This is a genomic window from Mucilaginibacter lappiensis, assembly GCF_900155965.1.
Classification (GTDB): Bacteria; Bacteroidota; Bacteroidia; order Sphingobacteriales; family Sphingobacteriaceae; genus Mucilaginibacter; species Mucilaginibacter lappiensis.
On record NZ_FTMG01000020.1, the window covers coordinates 22,825 to 38,145 of the forward strand.

Below are 15,321 nucleotides of genomic sequence, written 5' to 3' on the forward strand. Positions count from 1 at the left end.
AGATTGCCACCCTACGCTCGCAATGACATATTAAAATAAAGCATGCTCTCTAAAAGAATCATCCCCTGTCTTGATGTTAAAGACGGCCGCACGGTAAAAGGTGTAAACTTTGTTGACCTGCGCGATGCTGGTGACCCGGTGGAACTGGCCTGGAACTATTCGCGCCAGGGTGCTGACGAACTGGTTTTCCTGGATATTACCGCGACTGTGGAGCGCCGCAAAACTATGGTAGAGCTGGTAAAATCAGTAGCACGCCAGATCAATATACCCTTTACCATAGGCGGTGGCATCAACGAAATTGCCGATGCCGACGCCCTGTTAAATGCCGGTGCCGATAAAATATCTATCAACTCCGCCGCGGTGCGTAACCCTACCCTCATTGATGAACTGGCTAAAGCATTTGGTGTTCAGTTTGTAGTGATAGCGGTTGATACCCGCCGCATTGATGATAAAAATATTGTCCATTTAAATGGTGGTCGCCTGCCAACAGAACGCCAAACACTGGAATGGATAAAAGAAGCAGAAAGCCGTGGTGCAGGCGAAATACTGCTCACTTCCATGGATCATGACGGTACCAAGAACGGTTTCGACAACGGTTTGCTAAAAACTGTTAACGATGCGGTTCACATCCCGGTAATAGCCTCGGGTGGAGCAGGCGCTGTACAACATTTTGTGGATGTTTTTGAAAAAACAAATGTCGACGCGGCGCTGGCGGCATCTGTATTTCACTATGGTGAAATATTAATACCCGACTTGAAAGCTATTTTAAAAAGTAATAATATTGAGGTAAGGATATAATTTAAGTGTCGGTGTGCCGTGCGAAGAGCGAGAATAGAACTGTGTATGATATACAAACTCGCTAATCCGCTCTGGCTCTCCGTACCTCGCACACTCCTACCTCACAACTGATAAAAAATGAATATCGATTTCAACAAAACCGACGGACTGGTTCCGGTGATTATACAGGATGAGCAAACGCTTGAAGTGCTGATGCTGGGTTATATGAACCAGGAAGCCTACGATAAAACCGTACAGGAAAATATAGTAACCTTCTTTTCCCGCTCCAAACAACGCTTGTGGACAAAAGGCGAAACCAGCAGCAATTTTCTGCATGTAAAAAACATCAGCATCGATTGCGATAGCGATACCCTGTTGATCAAAGTTAAAGCCGATGGCCCAACTTGCCATACAGGTTCACGCAGCTGTTTTAAAACGGAATTTAACCAGAACTTTATTCTGGAACTGGAGAACATCATTGCCGACAGGTACGAGAACCCTGTTGAAGGCTCGTACGTAAACAAACTGCGCAGCAAGGGCCTCAATAAAATAGCCCAAAAAGTAGGCGAAGAGGGCGTGGAAACCGTTATAGCGGCCCTGGCCGAAACCGAAACAGACCTGATCAATGAATCGTCAGACCTCGTATTTCATTTATTGGTACTCCTGCGCGAAAAAGGTCTCGACCTGAAAACAATAGCTAAGAATTTAGAAGGAAGACATAAGTAAGCTTTTTAGTTCATGGTTCATAGATAATAGTTCATAGCGAAAGCCTGATTACTAATTTCCCCATCTATGATCCATGAACCATTAACTATGAACTCATAAAATGACCGCAGAAAAAATAGCAGAATTGACCGGGCATGGCAATCCCATTTTCACGTTGGAACTTTCGCAAAAGCCGGGTATACTATTTACCGGCGGCAACGATAAGGGACTGGTGGAATGGAGCCTGCATGACCATACTTTTATAAAAGTGATGTTCCCGGTGAGGGCTTCTATTTATGCTATTCATTGTCCGGCGGGTTACCCCCTGCTGTTTACCGGTTTGCGTAGCGGCGAGGTTCTGGTGTTTGATTTTATACAGCAAAAGGTCATTAAATCGCTACAGCACCATCTGAAACCAATTTTTGATATCAAGTCCGTTCCTCATAAAAAAGAGCTGCTGGTGGCCTCTGAAGATGGTACTGTTTCGGTATGGAGCCTGGACACCCTGGAGATAGTACATAGCATCAAAGCATCGGCAGATACCATTAGGTGTATAGCCATTTCACCCAACGAAAAACAGGTGGCTTTTGCCTGTCGGGATAATTCCATCAAAATTTACGACCTGGAAGATTACGCCCTGTTCAAATCATTACACGGCCATACCATGTCGGTTTTTACATTGGCTTATAGTCCCGATGGTGCCTACCTGGCATCAGGTGGTCGCGATGCGCAGATCAAGATCTGGGATAGTGCTACGTATCAGCCTATTAAAAATATCCCCGCACATTTATTTGCCATAAATCATATCCTGTTTCATCCCACAAAGCCCTATTTTGCCACAGCCAGCATGGATAAAGGCATCAAGATTTGGGGGGCCGACGATTTTAAACTATACAAGATCATTAGTCGCGAAAAAGGACATCCGGGGCATGTATTATCGGTTAACAAACTGGCCTGGAACGGCGATCAGCTCCTATCTGTAAGCGACGATAAAAAGGTGGTGGTGTGGGATATTAAATTTGATTGAGGAAAAATCATCCAATAAGGCCTGTCAGTCTGAGCTTGTCGAAGACTCGCGCGTAAAGGTCTCCCCACCATGTTTCGACGGGGCTCAACATGACATCCTCTTTGTACTACATAAACCTTCTAATACTATGAAACTTATGCGTATGGCGTTTCTGCTCTTGCGAATAGATGCCATCTTTATCTATCGTATCAATTTTAACTTTTCCGGAGGCATGGATGATGTATTCATTGTTCATCATAATACCTACGTGGGTTACTTTGCCTGCTTCGTTGTTAAAAAAAGCCAGATCGCCTAAGCGAGCTTCTTCAATATTTTCCACAAGGACACCTTCCTGTACCTGCTGACTGGCATCACGTTTGATCCTGATATTATTCAAGTTAAAAACCACTTGGGTGAACCCCGAGCAATCAATACCAAAATGAGTACGGCCACCCCATAGATATGGAGAGTTTAAAAATGATTTAGCTGTTGTGGCTATATCTTCCCGCTCACCTATCTCACCGATGATCTCAAAACGTTCGTTACCTATGCGGCAGGTGGTACCTTCCAGAAAAGCAAGAGAACTACCCGCGGGTAAATAAACAACACTGTTATCAACTATTTTCCAGGCTTGCGTTACTGCCCTATAGGTTAACGGTGGTTTGGTATGCTTCAGATTCTTGTAAGCGATATGACCGAGCATAGCAAACTGCAGGCGACCAATCCAGCCCTCATAGCCATCACTTTCGGTGATGATCTTTACCCAGCGTTCGCTCCATTCTATGATCTCAAATGCTTCGCCAAACAATACCTGCGATACCTGTTCGCTGCGGTCATTAGCTTCGGCACGCAGCGGAATAACCGCCAGATTACAAATACCGTATTCCATTTATAATAGTGAAAAACAAATATAGAAATAAAAATAATTTATATATTTGTAAGTACTTACGTAACTACTATGAGTTTAATAGATGATTTAGAAGAACTAGCCGTTGGAGCAAGGCTCAAACGGCTTTACGAATACTTTGCAAAAGATGTTGTTTTGATTTATAAAGATGAGCAACTGAATTTTGAACCTAAATATTTTACCCTTTACTACCTGATCAGCAAGCAGGGCGAAGCAGCCGTAACCGAAATTGCCGAAGAACTCGGTTGCACCCACCCGGGTGTTATTCACCTCGCAAAAGAGCTGGAAGAACTGGGTTTTATTGAATCGGTAAAATCTGCTTCAGATAGCCGCAAGCGCATACTTCGTTTATCAGAGAAAGGTAAAGCTTCCCTGCCCAAATTTGAGCGGGTATGGGCCAAGATCCTGGCCCTCAATAAATCTTTATTTAATAGTCAACAAAATAATTTACTAAGCGCCATTATGGAAACAGAAGCACAACTTAACGAAAAACCGTACTACCAGCGTTTTCAGGAAATGTTTAATCCGCAGGGTAATAACCCCGTAACGGTAACCACCTATGAGCCCCAATATGCCCGCCATTTTAAAAACCTGAATATAGAATGGATCAATACTTATTTTACGGTAGAAGAGCATGATTTGGAGCAATTGAATCACCCCGAAGATTATATCCTTGCCGATGGCGGCGAGATACTTTTCGCGCATATTGATGACGATGTTGTGGGTACCTGCGCGGTTATCAAAACCGGCCCTACAGAATACGAGCTGGCCAAAATGGCGGTAAGTCCCAAATACCAGGGTCGTAAAATTGGTAATGCGCTCATGGAAGCGGCTATAGTCAAAATCAAAGAATTGGAAGGCACACGCATTTGGCTCGGTTCAAACACTAAGCTTACCCCTGCCATCACCTTATATAAAAAATATGGCTTTAAAGAGTTTCAGGCGGTCGCATCACCCTATACCCGTGCCAATATCCACATGGAACTGGATCTTTAATAAGCATGAGATGTCAGATATGAGATTTGAGACATTAAAAAACATCCTCTCCCCGCGATCTGTGTCCTCACAGATCGCTTAACATTTATAAAGCATAGAAAAGGGGAACAGCATGCTGTTCCCCTTTTCTATGTCTCATATCTCAAATCTAATATCTCACATCTATTCGTTAATGTGCAGCCAGTCTTTCTTAGCTAACAATTCTTCTTTGCTTTCGCGGATATCTTCATCATCTACACAACAATCTACAGGGCATACTGCAGCACATTGTGGCTCATCGTGAAAACCAACACACTCGGTACATTTATCGGGTACAATGTAATATATATCATCAGAAAGGGCAGCTTGTGATTCCTCGGCATTTAATGTGTTACCATCGCCAAAATCAATAACCCCTTTAAGCCCTGTACCATCGCTAAAGCGCCATGCCGCGCCTGCATCATAAATGGCATTATTGGGGCACTCCGGTTCGCAGGCTCCGCAGTTTATGCATTCATCGGTGATTTTAATCGCCATATTTCTAAATATCTAATATTCTCAATTAACTTTGCCTGAAATTAACAAGCGCACAAATATAACAAAAAAAGGGTTTCGGGGTTTAAAACCTTACCATATATATGTCAAAAATTAATATAAAAAACGCAATAAATTCATTTTCAGTCTTAGGAAAGCAGTTAGCCGAACCTGATGAGCAGTTAATGGCCATTATCAACGACGAACAGTACCACAATGCCTGGTTTACACCAGAAAGTGTTTTACGTGCCGTTACCGCCATTGGCAAAATGCTCAACGAGGCCGATTTAACTACCTGGCTCTCCAAATATAACCTTTCGGGCGAAGCCCAACCCAAAAAAGTGGGGCTCATACTGGCCGGTAATATCCCGCTGGTAGGTTTCCACGATGTACTTTGTGTGCTGGCCACAGGCAACCACGCGCTCATCAAAACATCATCGCAGGATGCATACTTGATAAAACATGTACTGCAGCGTTTGGTTGATATCAATAGCAGTTTCGCCGATCAGTTCAGTTTTATCGAACGCCTCACCGATTTCGATGCCATCGTAGCTACCGGCAGCAATAACAGCTCCAGGTATTTCGACTATTATTTTGGCAAAGTACCCAACATTATCCGCAAAAACCGTAACAGCATAGCCCTGCTCACCGGCAATGAAACTGCCGAAGACCTATTTGCTCTGGGTCATGATATTTTCGATTATTATGGGTTGGGCTGTCGCAATGTATCAAAGTTGTTGGTACCTGAAGGTTATATTTTTAATTTCTTTTTTGAGTCGATAGAGGAATTTAAAACCATCATTCACCACCACAAATACAGTAACAATTACGATTACAACAAATCCATTTACCTGGTAAACAGCGACAAGCATTTTGACAACGGCTTTTTGATGGCCAAGGAAGACGAACGTATAGCATCGCCCCTGGCCGTGGTATATTATAGTCATTATACCGATTTGCAGGCAGCGCAGCAATTACTGGCCGAACAAAGCGAAAACCTGCAGTGTATTGTCACCAAAGCGACTATTGATGTACAAAGCCAGGTGGTAGGTTTTGGCCAGAGCCAGCAACCCGCTTTATGGGATTATGCCGATGGCATTGATACAATGGATTTCTTGGCAAATCTTTAAAATAACAATACCTTTGGTGAGGTAGCATATAGTTGATAGTTCATAGATCATAGCGAAAGCGACTGGGCACCATGAACCATGAACCATGAACCATGAACTAACATGTATATTATAAAAGTAAAAGGCGTTGCCAAAATACCCGATTATGTACAGCTGCGTGATGATAAGTTTACGCTACTGGCTTATTTCAGGGTTGACAGGCCTGATAAATCACTGGATAAGGTTGGACTGGCTGATAAGGCCGAATATATTATGAATATAATCAAGGATCTGCCTTTTGGACAGATCTTAAAATTAGAGCTATAAAAAAAGATGATCGGAAATTCTATTATTAAGCTAAACAATGTTGATATTTTTCAGCAGTCGCACCTGGTACTGTCAAACGTTAACCTGCATATTGATAAAGGCGATTTTGTATGGCTCATTGGCCAAACCGGATCGGGCAAGAGCAGTTTGCTTAAAGTAATTTATGGTGATCTGAACCTCAAAACTGGTACCGGTCATGCCTGTGGTTACGAGTTGAGCAAATTACCCAGTCGCGAAGTCCCTTACCTGCGTCGCAAGCTGGGTATTGTTTTCCAGGATTTCCAATTACTTACCGATCGTTCTATCGAACAAAACCTACTGTTTGTGATGCGAGCCACCGGCTGGACAGATAAAAAACTGATTGCCGACCGTACTTTGGATGTATTAGAAAAAGTAGGCTTACGTTCCAAATTAAAGAAAATGCCGCATGAGCTATCGGGCGGTGAGCAGCAACGTGTTGTAATTGCCCGCGCCCTGTTAAATGATCCCGAAATTATCCTGGCCGATGAGCCAACCGGTAACCTTGACCCTGAAACATCCGAAGAAATTGTACTGCTGTTAAAACAGATCAGCCAGTCGGGCACAGCGGTATTGGTGGCTACGCACGATTATCATATCATCCGTGCTTTCCCATCACGCATTATCAAATGCGAGAACGGTAAAGTTCTGGAAGACGCGGAAATTTAACCGTTGATTATTAATGATTACGTTGATGACGCTGATTTTTTGACGTAGAGACACATCACATGTGTCTCTTTGCGTTAATCAATAACTCGCCAGAAAAGGAATCAACGCCATCAAAAAAATCAACGGTCATCCTGTCACCCCTGCATAAAACGTGTCACTCCTTCCTGATATTAAAACATACCACTGACAGCTTGTCGGCTTTATGCTAATGGCAGGATACTTGATTGGCACTATCAGCTATGAAATTTAACGATATGTTGAAGAAAAAGAAGAAAGAAAATACGGACACTCAAGATATGAATACGGCAGAACAAGAAAATTTAAACGAGAACGGGCAGGAACAAGCTCAGACCGAAACTACTGAAGCAACTACAGCAGAAGTTGTATCTGCCGAAGACAAATTGAAAGAAGAGTTGGCACAGGCAAACGACAAATACCTGCGCTTATATGCCGAATTTGACAACTTCAGAAGACGTACCATCAAAGAGCGCGCGGAAGCCCGTGAAACAGAAGGTAAAGAACTTTTAGTGGCTTTGCTACCTGTTCTGGACGATTTTGAGCGTGCACAACGTTCTATGGAAAATGCTGTAGATGTGGCCCCTGTTAAAGAGGGTGTTACATTGATACAGAACAAACTAAAAAACATACTGGTTCAAAAAGGGCTGAAAGAAATGACAGCGATTGGCGAACCTTTTGATGCCGACCTGCATGAGGCTATTACCAATATACCCGCCCCTACCGATGACCTGAAAGGCAAAGTGATAGACGAAATGGAAAAAGGCTATTACCTGAAAGACAGAGTAATACGTTTTGCCAAAGTAATTGTAGGAGCGTAAATTGATTTCGGATTTGGGATGTTCGATTTGCGATTTAAATATTCAATTGATCATCTGTCCTAATATCAAAAATAAAAATTAACAACATATTAAATCCGAAATCGAAACTTCGAAATCCGAAATAAAAAATTATGGCTAAAAGAGATTATTACGATATCCTGGGAGTCGCCAAAGGAGCCGATGCCGACGAGATAAAAAAGGCATATCGTAAAATGGCTATTAAATATCACCCGGATAAAAACCAGGGCGATAAAGAGGCGGAAGAAAAATTCAAGGAAGCTGCCGAAGCTTATGAAGTACTGAGCAGCCCCGAAAAGCGCCAGCGTTATGATCAGTTTGGTCATTCGGCCAACGCCTCGTCACCAAATGGTGGTGGTTATGGCGGTCAGGGTATGAATATGGACGACATATTTAGCCAGTTTGGTGATATTTTTGGCGGTGGCAGTCCGTTCGAAGGATTTTTTGGCGGTGGCCGTCAAGGTGGCGGTGCTGGCAGGCGCGTGGCACGTGGCAGCAACCTGCGCATCAAAGTACGTTTAACCCTCGAAGAAATAGCCAATGGCGCCGAAAAGAAGATCAAAGTTAACAAACAGATCGTTTGTAAAACCTGCGATGGTTCGGGCGCTAAGGATAAAGCATCATTCCAAACCTGTAAAACATGCGGTGGCTCTGGCGCGGTGCGCAGGGTAACCAATACCATACTGGGCCAGATGCAGACTACCAGCACCTGCCCTACCTGTAATGGCGAAGGCTCAACCATACTGTCAAAATGTACTGTTTGTCATGGCGATGGCGTGGTTCGTGGCGAAGAACTGATCACCATTAACGTTCCTGCTGGTGTAAGCGAAGGCATGCAGCTGAGCATGAGCGGCAAAGGTAACGCTGCCCCACGTGGCGGTGTACCGGGCGATCTGATTATCCTGATCGAAGAGATCCCGCACGAAACACTGAAACGCGATGGCAACAATATAATATATGACCTGCACGTAAATTTTGTGGATGCAACCCTAGGTACCACTGTAGAAGTGCCAACCATTGACGGCAAAGCCAAGATCAAAATTGATCCGGGAACACAAGGAGGTAAAATACTGCGCCTAAAAGCCAAAGGCGTGCCTGAAGTGAACTCTTACCATCGTGGCGACCAATTGGTGCATATCAATATATGGACACCAAAGGCACTGAGCCGCGAAGAACGCGAGCTGTTGGAAAAACTACAGGATTCACCAAACTTTAAACCCAATCCAGGCAAAAACGAAAAAAGCTTCTTTGACCGGATGAAGGAATATTTTGAATAAAAGCTAAAAGCAGAAGGCCTAAAGCTGACAGCATATAAAAAAGCTCAGGATCATTATGATTTTGAGCTTTTTTGATTTTGATACCTTGGCTGTATTACTTATTATTGAGTTATGCGTAAATCGTTAAAACTTATCCTAAGTATAGCCTTATTCCTCTCTTGCGATTGTCTTTTCGCCCAAGCACCATCCATACGCAATAATTACCAAACTGAAGCCGGTGTACCCCATTTAAAAATTGAGCGGAGCATGATTTACTCGCCTGATAAGGAATGGTTATATAATCATCACCCTTCTATTATCCATTTCAAGGATCGCTTTATAGCGATATGGAGCAACGGGCTTATTGATGAGGATTCACCAGGCCAGCGGGTAGTTTATGCTACTTCTACAGATTTTGTGCATTGGTCGAAGCCTGAAGTGCTGGCATCGCCCGGAAAATTTAAAGACACACTCACCGTGCTTACCGCTGCCGGATTATATCAATACAAAGGAACCCTGGTAGCCTATTATGGCGAATACACCAAACACCGGCAAAACACGCACCTGTGGGCCAAAACCAGTACCGATGGCATCCATTGGAGCAGTGCGATAGATATGCACGTACCATTGATCCCCAACCATGGCCCCGAGGCTACCCAAAGCGGCCGGCTCATTATCAGTGGTAATTTTATGTTCCCATATACCGATGATCCTAAGGGTATTTCGGGTTGGAAAATCAGCAGTTTTTACCCCAATTCGTTATACACCCAGGATAACTCTGCTGCCTTTTATGCCCCAGCCACCAAACTGGGCCTGCCCCCGCTATGTGAGGGCTCCTTTTTTGAAACCGACGACCATATACTGCACATGCTGCTGCGCGTTACCGGTAAGGGCTGGAAGGGCCACCTGTGGCTTACCGAAAGCAAGGATAAGGGCCAAAGCTGGTCGCGACCGGTGGAAACCGCATTTTCTGATAACGATAGCAAATTTCATTTCGGTCGCCTGTCAAATAAGCGTTTTTATTACGTAGGCATCCCGGATACGCTGCACCACTACGCCCGTAACCCGCTGGTATTGTCACTCTCCCAAAACGGTGAAACTTTTGATAAAAATTACATTATTGCCGATGAACCTTATCACCTGAAAAAAGAAGGTTTATGGAAAGGTGGTCAGTATGGTTATCCGCACACCATTGTTTATAATGGCTATATGTATGTGATCATTTCAAGGCAAAAAGAAGCTATTGAAATATTGAAATTCAGCTTAAACCAATTTTAATAATAGTTGATGGTTTTGTTTAGCAAACATTTAGTTTATAAATTGCCGTTTAAACCATCGCCTTATGATCAGCCTTAAATCAATCCGCTTTATTATCTTCATTGTTTTTTTAAAGATTGTTCTTCTATTACTCAATCCCTTTTTAGATGCAACAGGTATAGCAACTGCCGCTTATATACGATACCTGTTCACTATTTTATTCATAGCTACTTTTACTATTATTGTCATCTACCTGCTCGGCATTCTGAAATTTTTAAGGGAGGAAAATGATATACTCATAGCATTTAAAGTCTTTATCGGTTTTGAACTGATTAATTTTGTACTGAATATGGCGCTGTCCATGCTCGTATTCTCTAAACTTCATCACAGCTATTTGTATGTAGGATATTACTATGGAATCATAGAGATCATCCGCTTTGTCATATTAGTATATTTATCTATCCAGTTAACCAGAATGCAAGATCCTGTCCTTAAATCTTCATTTGTATTTTTCGGAGTAGCATCACTGGCCGCATGTATCATCGTTATAATTGCGCCATTTTATGCTTCATATATGATAAATTATATGGGTGCCGGGCCTCATACAACGAATATTATGCGCCATATATATAGCTATGCTGGCATGGCCAACATACTTCCGTTAATAGCGGTACTTATTATCCTAAATCAAATGAAGGATCGGCTTAACTATGTAGAAGAAACAATTAAGAAAGGTCCTTTTTTTACCGGATACGAAGACAATTCAGAAAAGAAATAAACTTTTGGCCATTTATGCAGCATAAATTTCCCATTGCCTGCATTGCTGTAACATTTTGAAACTGCCTGTATCTAAAGCGTACTATTAACATCATAAACCAATTAAATGTTAAGCATACGCCATATTGTTAAACAGTACGCTGGTCACCGGGCTCTGGACGATGTAAGTCTGGAAGTGGAAAGCGGACAAATATTCGGGCTTTTGGGACCGAACGGTGCAGGTAAAACCTCCCTCATCCGCATTGTAAATCAGATCACGGCACCCGATTCTGGTGAGGTGTATTTTGATGGGCAAAAACTCAATCAATCGCACATCGAACGCATCGGTTACCTGCCCGAAGAGCGCGGTTTGTATAAAAAAATGGAAATTGGCGAGCAGATGATCTACCTGGCTCGCTTGAAAGGCTTAAGTCGCGATGAAGCCAATAAGCGCCTCAAGTTCTGGTTCAAAAAACTGGATATGGAGAGCTGGTGGAAAAAGAAAATAGAAGAGCTATCCAAAGGCATGCAGCAAAAGGCCCAGTTTGTGGCAACTGTACTGCATGAGCCAGACCTGATCATCCTGGATGAACCCTTCAGCGGTTTCGACCCCGTAAATGCCGAAGTGATCAAGGATGAAATCCTGGAGCTAAACCGTAAGGGCGCTACCATCCTGTTCTCTACCCACCGTATGGAATCGGTAGAGGAACTTTGCGACTCGATAGCGCTTATCCATAAATCACATAAAATATTGGATGGCAAGGTTAAACACATCCGTAATTCGTATCGTAATGAGGTATACCTGGTGGAGTATTCGGGCAATCCATTAAGCTTTAACGGCGCACAACCATTCGACATCATCGGCGAAACCATCAGTGATGAAGACAGACATACCATCCGCATCAAACTTCATGGTGGCCGCACCTCCAATGATGTACTGCAATACCTCATCCCTCAAACCCACATCAACATGCTGCAGGAAGTAATACCCAGCATGAACGAGATATTTATTGAAAAAGTAAACTTAAAACCTTAACCATGAATAAAGTTTTGCTCATTATACAAAGAGAATACCTCACCAGGGTAAGGAAAAAATCGTTCATTATTATGATATTCGTGGTGCCCCTGCTCATTTTGGTGATGGGTGGCGCTATTGCCCTCATAGCTAAAAACAGCACTCAATTAACCAATTTGCAGGTGGTTAACGTGGTCGACAACAGCGGTATTTTCGCCAAAAAGCTGCAGGATGTACCCAATATAAAATTCACGCTTGTTCATCAGGATATTAATGAGGCCAAAGCGATGTCGAAAAAAGATGAGAACATCTCTACTTTATACATCCCGGCAGATTATAACAAGCAAGGGGCTATTCAAATATTTGCCAAAAAGAAATCGCCGCTGCAGCTTACCGATGAGATCCAGAAACAGATGAACGATATTGATTTCAATAACAGCATGATCCAGCATCATATAGATACGGCAGTGATCCATTCTATTAAGAAAGCCGATATTTCTGTTAACGCTGTGGAAATTACCGACAAAGGCGACAAAGATGCCAACATAGGCCCTAACATAGCCATCAGTATAGCCTGTGCCATATTCATTTACCTGGCACTTTTTATTTATGGCAGCCAGGTAATGCGTGGGGTAATAGAAGAAAAAACCAGTCGTATCATCGAAGTGATTATATCGTCAGTGAAGCCATTTCAACTGATGCTGGGTAAAATTATTGGTGTAGGCCTGGTAGGCTTAACGCAATTTAGCGCCTGGATTATTTTATCAGTTATATCATCAAAAATAGCAGGACATGTTTTTAATACCCCGCAAAGCCCTATGGTGAGCGCCATGGCCGTAATTCAAACCATTCCTTTTGGGTATATACTGGGTTGCTTCCTGTTTTACTTTTTAACAGGATACCTGCTATACAGCGCTTTATTTGCAGCGGTAGGTTCGGCGGTAGATAGCGAAACAGAAACACAGCAGTTTATGTTCCCAATCACTATGCCGCTATTATTCACCTATATTTTATCGGTATCTGTTTTGTTCAGGGCCCCTGATAGCGCGTTGGCGGTTTGGCTTTCTATTATACCATTTACTGCCCCTGTGGCCATGATGGTACGTTTACCCTTTGATCCGCCCGTATGGCAATTAGCCTTATCCATGAGTTTAATGGTTGTTGGTTTCCTGTTCACTACCTATGTAGCGGCCCGCATATACCGTGTTGGTATTCTGATGTACGGCAAAAAAGTAAACTTTAAAGAACTGGGCAAATGGTTTTTTTATAAAGAATAAGGAAGCGGAAAGCTCAAAGCAAAAAGCATTTCAAAAAAGCTTTAAGCCTTCGGCTTTTTGCTTTGAGCTCAAAAGGCTTTGAGCTTTGGGCTTTCAGCCTTATCTTAGCCTCATGAGTAAACGCGTTGCTGTAATGGATTTGGGTACCAATACCTTCCACCTGTTAATTGCCGAGGGTATGATAAACAATTATCACGAAATTGCACATGACCAAGAGCCCGTAAAACTGGGCGAAGGCGGCATTAACAAAGGCTATATTTTACCCGAAGCATTTGAGCGCGGTATAAAAACCATGCAACAGTTTCAGGAGCAGATTAGTGTTAACGGTGTACAACAGGTGCGGGCGATGGCTACATCAGCCCTGCGCAGCGCATCAAACGGCAGGGATTTTATCAACGAGGTAAAAGCAAAAACCGGCATCAGCATCGAGATTATCAATGGCGATCAGGAAGCAGGTTTTATTTATGATGGGGTAAAGATCAGCGGTTGCTTATCGACCCAAAATTCACTCATCATGGATATCGGTGGCGGCAGCGTGGAATTTATACTGGGTAATGCCGATCATATCACCTGGAAACAAAGCTTTGAAATTGGCGCGGCCCGCCTCATGGATCTTTTCCATCGTACAGATCCTATCCCGCCTGCATCTATCGAAGCATTGGATGTTTACCTGCAGGATAACCTCACCGATCTGTTTAGTGCGATTGAAGGCCACGACCTGGATACGCTGATCGGTTCCTCTGGCGTATTTGAATCCTTTGCCACGCTCATCGAAACAGAGAAAGGTCATTCCTTCAATCTCAAAACCACCCCAACCTATAGCTTTGACCATGAAGAACTCCTGATCGAAACCAATAAAATTGTACAAAGCACTCACCTGCAAAGGGCAGCGAATGAGAATATTATTCCCGTACGGGTAGATATGATCGTAGTGGCATCACTTATTACCCGGTTTATTATACACAAACTGGCTATCTCAAAAGTTTTGATGTGTACCAATTCGCTAAAGGAAGGTGTTTTGGCCGGGATGCTGGATTGATTAAAAGATATGTTTTATTTTATTCCATGTTCTTTTAGTGAACGATGGGCGATTTGTAACAATAACCTCACCCATGAGATGAGAGTCCTCTTTCATCACAATATTATGGGTTTGCTTTGTTGCCGGGTTAAGGGTAATATCCTGTGTAATAAATCCAATATAGGAAACATTTAATACATCAGCTACCTTAACTCCAAACAAAACAAATTTACCATCTGCGGTGGTTAGCACACTAGTATTCGATCCCTTAATCCTTACCGTTACGTCTGACAACGGCCTATGATTTTCATCTGTAATTTGTCCGCTTACCCTCACCTTTTTACTGGTGTCTGGCGCGGCTACTTTGCCCAGTATGATGTTGTTTGATGCCGGCTTAGTCTGTTGAGTAACCATCTGCGGAGCCTTGGTTTGTGCTACGGCCTTATATACCATGGTTTGCCCGAGCAATCCAACGAGCATTATCCATCTTCGCCACCTGTTAGGCTGTAGATTTTCTATATCAAGCCGGTTATTAAGACTGCCCAATTGCTCCTGGCCAAACCTGCCGCAAACATCATGGCTTGTTGATAAGTAATTGATGATCTCCTGATTGCTCATCACCGTGAAATCGGTAACTGTTTTGCAGCATTGCTGACAATGCCTGCCTTGGGTAACCGGGGTCATTTGCAGCCATGATTCGTGGCAGGCTTCCGGTATGCTGATATTTTGAATTGGTGTCATGGTATTTATTTTATACTATGATGCAATTTGATAGGCATTTCCATAAACTAGAATTAAAAAAATGAATTTGCGTGAATAGAACAGACTGATCCCGGTAAGCGCATATCGGGTAAGTCTTCA

The 15,321-nt window shown here is 43.1% G+C and carries 17 protein-coding genes; 14 read left to right on the top strand and 3 right to left on the bottom strand.

The window, feature by feature from the left end; all coding sequences use genetic code 11:
- The first annotated feature begins 42 nt into the window (after positions 1 to 42).
- The 3 genes from hisF to BW976_RS26070 all read left to right on the top strand — a co-directional run bounded on the left by hisF (position 43) and on the right by BW976_RS26070 (position 2,509).
- The gene (gene hisF / locus BW976_RS26060; protein ID WP_076378123.1) at positions 43 to 798 is read left to right on the top strand and encodes an imidazole glycerol phosphate synthase subunit HisF; all 756 of its coding nucleotides are present in this window, start codon (positions 43 to 45) and stop codon (positions 796 to 798) included.
- Between the two features lie 117 nt (positions 799 to 915).
- Entirely contained in the window at positions 916 to 1,503 is a 588-nt protein-coding gene (hisIE, locus tag BW976_RS26065) for a bifunctional phosphoribosyl-AMP cyclohydrolase/phosphoribosyl-ATP diphosphatase HisIE (RefSeq protein WP_076378125.1), read from the top strand.
- A 100-nt stretch (positions 1,504 to 1,603) separates the two neighbouring features.
- Positions 1,604 to 2,509 (top strand): WD40 repeat domain-containing protein, encoded by a 906-nt coding sequence (locus tag BW976_RS26070; RefSeq protein ID WP_076378127.1) that lies wholly within the window; start codon positions 1,604 to 1,606, stop codon positions 2,507 to 2,509.
- Positions 2,510 to 2,615: 106 nt separating this feature from the next.
- On the opposite strand, the gene BW976_RS26075 is transcribed toward BW976_RS26070, so the two are convergent.
- On the bottom strand, positions 2,616 to 3,377 hold the full coding sequence (locus BW976_RS26075) for a C40 family peptidase (RefSeq protein ID WP_076378129.1): 762 nt from the start codon (positions 3,375 to 3,377) through the stop codon (positions 2,616 to 2,618).
- Between the two features lie 69 nt (positions 3,378 to 3,446).
- Between BW976_RS26075 and BW976_RS26080 the strand changes: the two genes are divergently transcribed.
- Entirely contained in the window at positions 3,447 to 4,391 is a 945-nt protein-coding gene (locus BW976_RS26080; RefSeq protein WP_076378131.1) for a bifunctional helix-turn-helix transcriptional regulator/GNAT family N-acetyltransferase, read from the top strand.
- Between the two features lie 162 nt (positions 4,392 to 4,553).
- Here BW976_RS26080 and BW976_RS26085 read toward each other — a convergent pair whose 3' ends face one another.
- Positions 4,554 to 4,907 (bottom strand): 4Fe-4S dicluster domain-containing protein, encoded by a 354-nt coding sequence (locus BW976_RS26085; protein WP_076378133.1) that lies wholly within the window; start codon positions 4,905 to 4,907, stop codon positions 4,554 to 4,556.
- 101 nt (positions 4,908 to 5,008) lie between these two features.
- On the opposite strand from BW976_RS26085, the gene BW976_RS26090 reads away from it, so the two are divergent.
- From BW976_RS26090 to BW976_RS26135, 10 genes are all read left to right on the top strand, one after another.
- On the top strand, positions 5,009 to 6,034 hold the full coding sequence (locus BW976_RS26090; RefSeq protein WP_076378135.1) for an acyl-CoA reductase: 1,026 nt from the start codon (positions 5,009 to 5,011) through the stop codon (positions 6,032 to 6,034).
- Between the two features lie 102 nt (positions 6,035 to 6,136).
- Positions 6,137 to 6,340: a fructose-6-phosphate aldolase gene (locus BW976_RS26095; protein WP_076378137.1), complete on the top strand. Its 204-nt coding sequence runs from the start codon at positions 6,137 to 6,139 to the stop codon at positions 6,338 to 6,340.
- Between the two features lie 6 nt (positions 6,341 to 6,346).
- On the top strand, positions 6,347 to 7,027 hold the full coding sequence (locus BW976_RS26100; RefSeq protein ID WP_076378139.1) for a cell division ATP-binding protein FtsE: 681 nt from the start codon (positions 6,347 to 6,349) through the stop codon (positions 7,025 to 7,027).
- A gap of 239 nt (positions 7,028 to 7,266) precedes the next feature.
- On the top strand, positions 7,267 to 7,863 hold the full coding sequence (locus tag BW976_RS26105) for a nucleotide exchange factor GrpE (protein WP_245834787.1): 597 nt from the start codon (positions 7,267 to 7,269) through the stop codon (positions 7,861 to 7,863).
- Between the two features lie 131 nt (positions 7,864 to 7,994).
- The gene (gene dnaJ, locus BW976_RS26110) at positions 7,995 to 9,158 is read left to right on the top strand and encodes a molecular chaperone DnaJ (RefSeq protein ID WP_076378141.1); all 1,164 of its coding nucleotides are present in this window, start codon (positions 7,995 to 7,997) and stop codon (positions 9,156 to 9,158) included.
- Positions 9,159 to 9,269: 111 nt separating this feature from the next.
- The gene (locus tag BW976_RS26115; protein WP_076378143.1) at positions 9,270 to 10,415 is read left to right on the top strand and encodes an exo-alpha-sialidase; all 1,146 of its coding nucleotides are present in this window, start codon (positions 9,270 to 9,272) and stop codon (positions 10,413 to 10,415) included.
- A gap of 64 nt (positions 10,416 to 10,479) precedes the next feature.
- Complete coding sequence (locus BW976_RS26120; RefSeq protein WP_076378145.1) at positions 10,480 to 11,172, top strand: hypothetical protein; 693 nt, start codon at positions 10,480 to 10,482, stop codon at positions 11,170 to 11,172.
- A gap of 105 nt (positions 11,173 to 11,277) precedes the next feature.
- Entirely contained in the window at positions 11,278 to 12,186 is a 909-nt protein-coding gene (locus BW976_RS26125; RefSeq protein WP_076378147.1) for an ABC transporter ATP-binding protein, read from the top strand.
- Between the two features lie 2 nt (positions 12,187 to 12,188).
- On the top strand, positions 12,189 to 13,442 hold the full coding sequence (locus BW976_RS26130) for an ABC transporter permease (protein ID WP_076378149.1): 1,254 nt from the start codon (positions 12,189 to 12,191) through the stop codon (positions 13,440 to 13,442).
- A gap of 112 nt (positions 13,443 to 13,554) precedes the next feature.
- Positions 13,555 to 14,481, top strand: a complete 927-nt coding sequence (locus BW976_RS26135; protein WP_076378151.1) for a Ppx/GppA phosphatase family protein — start codon at positions 13,555 to 13,557, stop codon at positions 14,479 to 14,481.
- Here the strand turns inward: BW976_RS26135 and BW976_RS26140 are convergent, their stop codons facing one another.
- Positions 14,482 to 15,201: a carboxypeptidase-like regulatory domain-containing protein gene (locus BW976_RS26140; protein WP_076378153.1), complete on the bottom strand. Its 720-nt coding sequence runs from the start codon at positions 15,199 to 15,201 to the stop codon at positions 14,482 to 14,484. It abuts the gene before it with no gap.
- Positions 15,202 to 15,321 lie beyond the last annotated feature (120 nt).

Excerpts from the sequence above, each read along its gene's own strand:
- hisF (WP_076378123.1), top strand. The coding sequence starts at position 43 with ATGCTCTCTAAAAGAATCATCCCCTGTCTTGATGTTAAAGACGGCCGC.
- hisIE (WP_076378125.1), top strand. The coding sequence starts at position 916 with ATGAATATCGATTTCAACAAAACCGACGGACTGGTTCCGGTGATTATA.
- BW976_RS26070 (WP_076378127.1), top strand. The coding sequence starts at position 1,604 with ATGACCGCAGAAAAAATAGCAGAATTGACCGGGCATGGCAATCCCATT.
- BW976_RS26075 (WP_076378129.1), bottom strand. The coding sequence starts at position 3,377 with ATGGAATACGGTATTTGTAATCTGGCGGTTATTCCGCTGCGTGCCGAA.
- BW976_RS26080 (WP_076378131.1), top strand. The coding sequence starts at position 3,447 with ATGAGTTTAATAGATGATTTAGAAGAACTAGCCGTTGGAGCAAGGCTC.
- BW976_RS26085 (WP_076378133.1), bottom strand. The coding sequence starts at position 4,907 with ATGGCGATTAAAATCACCGATGAATGCATAAACTGCGGAGCCTGCGAA.
- BW976_RS26090 (WP_076378135.1), top strand. The coding sequence starts at position 5,009 with ATGTCAAAAATTAATATAAAAAACGCAATAAATTCATTTTCAGTCTTA.
- BW976_RS26095 (WP_076378137.1), top strand. The coding sequence starts at position 6,137 with ATGTATATTATAAAAGTAAAAGGCGTTGCCAAAATACCCGATTATGTA.
- BW976_RS26100 (WP_076378139.1), top strand. The coding sequence starts at position 6,347 with ATGATCGGAAATTCTATTATTAAGCTAAACAATGTTGATATTTTTCAG.
- BW976_RS26105 (WP_245834787.1), top strand. The coding sequence starts at position 7,267 with ATGAAATTTAACGATATGTTGAAGAAAAAGAAGAAAGAAAATACGGAC.
- dnaJ (WP_076378141.1), top strand. The coding sequence starts at position 7,995 with ATGGCTAAAAGAGATTATTACGATATCCTGGGAGTCGCCAAAGGAGCC.
- BW976_RS26115 (WP_076378143.1), top strand. The coding sequence starts at position 9,270 with ATGCGTAAATCGTTAAAACTTATCCTAAGTATAGCCTTATTCCTCTCT.
- BW976_RS26120 (WP_076378145.1), top strand. The coding sequence starts at position 10,480 with ATGATCAGCCTTAAATCAATCCGCTTTATTATCTTCATTGTTTTTTTA.
- BW976_RS26125 (WP_076378147.1), top strand. The coding sequence starts at position 11,278 with ATGTTAAGCATACGCCATATTGTTAAACAGTACGCTGGTCACCGGGCT.
- BW976_RS26130 (WP_076378149.1), top strand. The coding sequence starts at position 12,189 with ATGAATAAAGTTTTGCTCATTATACAAAGAGAATACCTCACCAGGGTA.
- BW976_RS26135 (WP_076378151.1), top strand. The coding sequence starts at position 13,555 with ATGAGTAAACGCGTTGCTGTAATGGATTTGGGTACCAATACCTTCCAC.
- BW976_RS26140 (WP_076378153.1), bottom strand. The coding sequence starts at position 15,201 with ATGACACCAATTCAAAATATCAGCATACCGGAAGCCTGCCACGAATCA.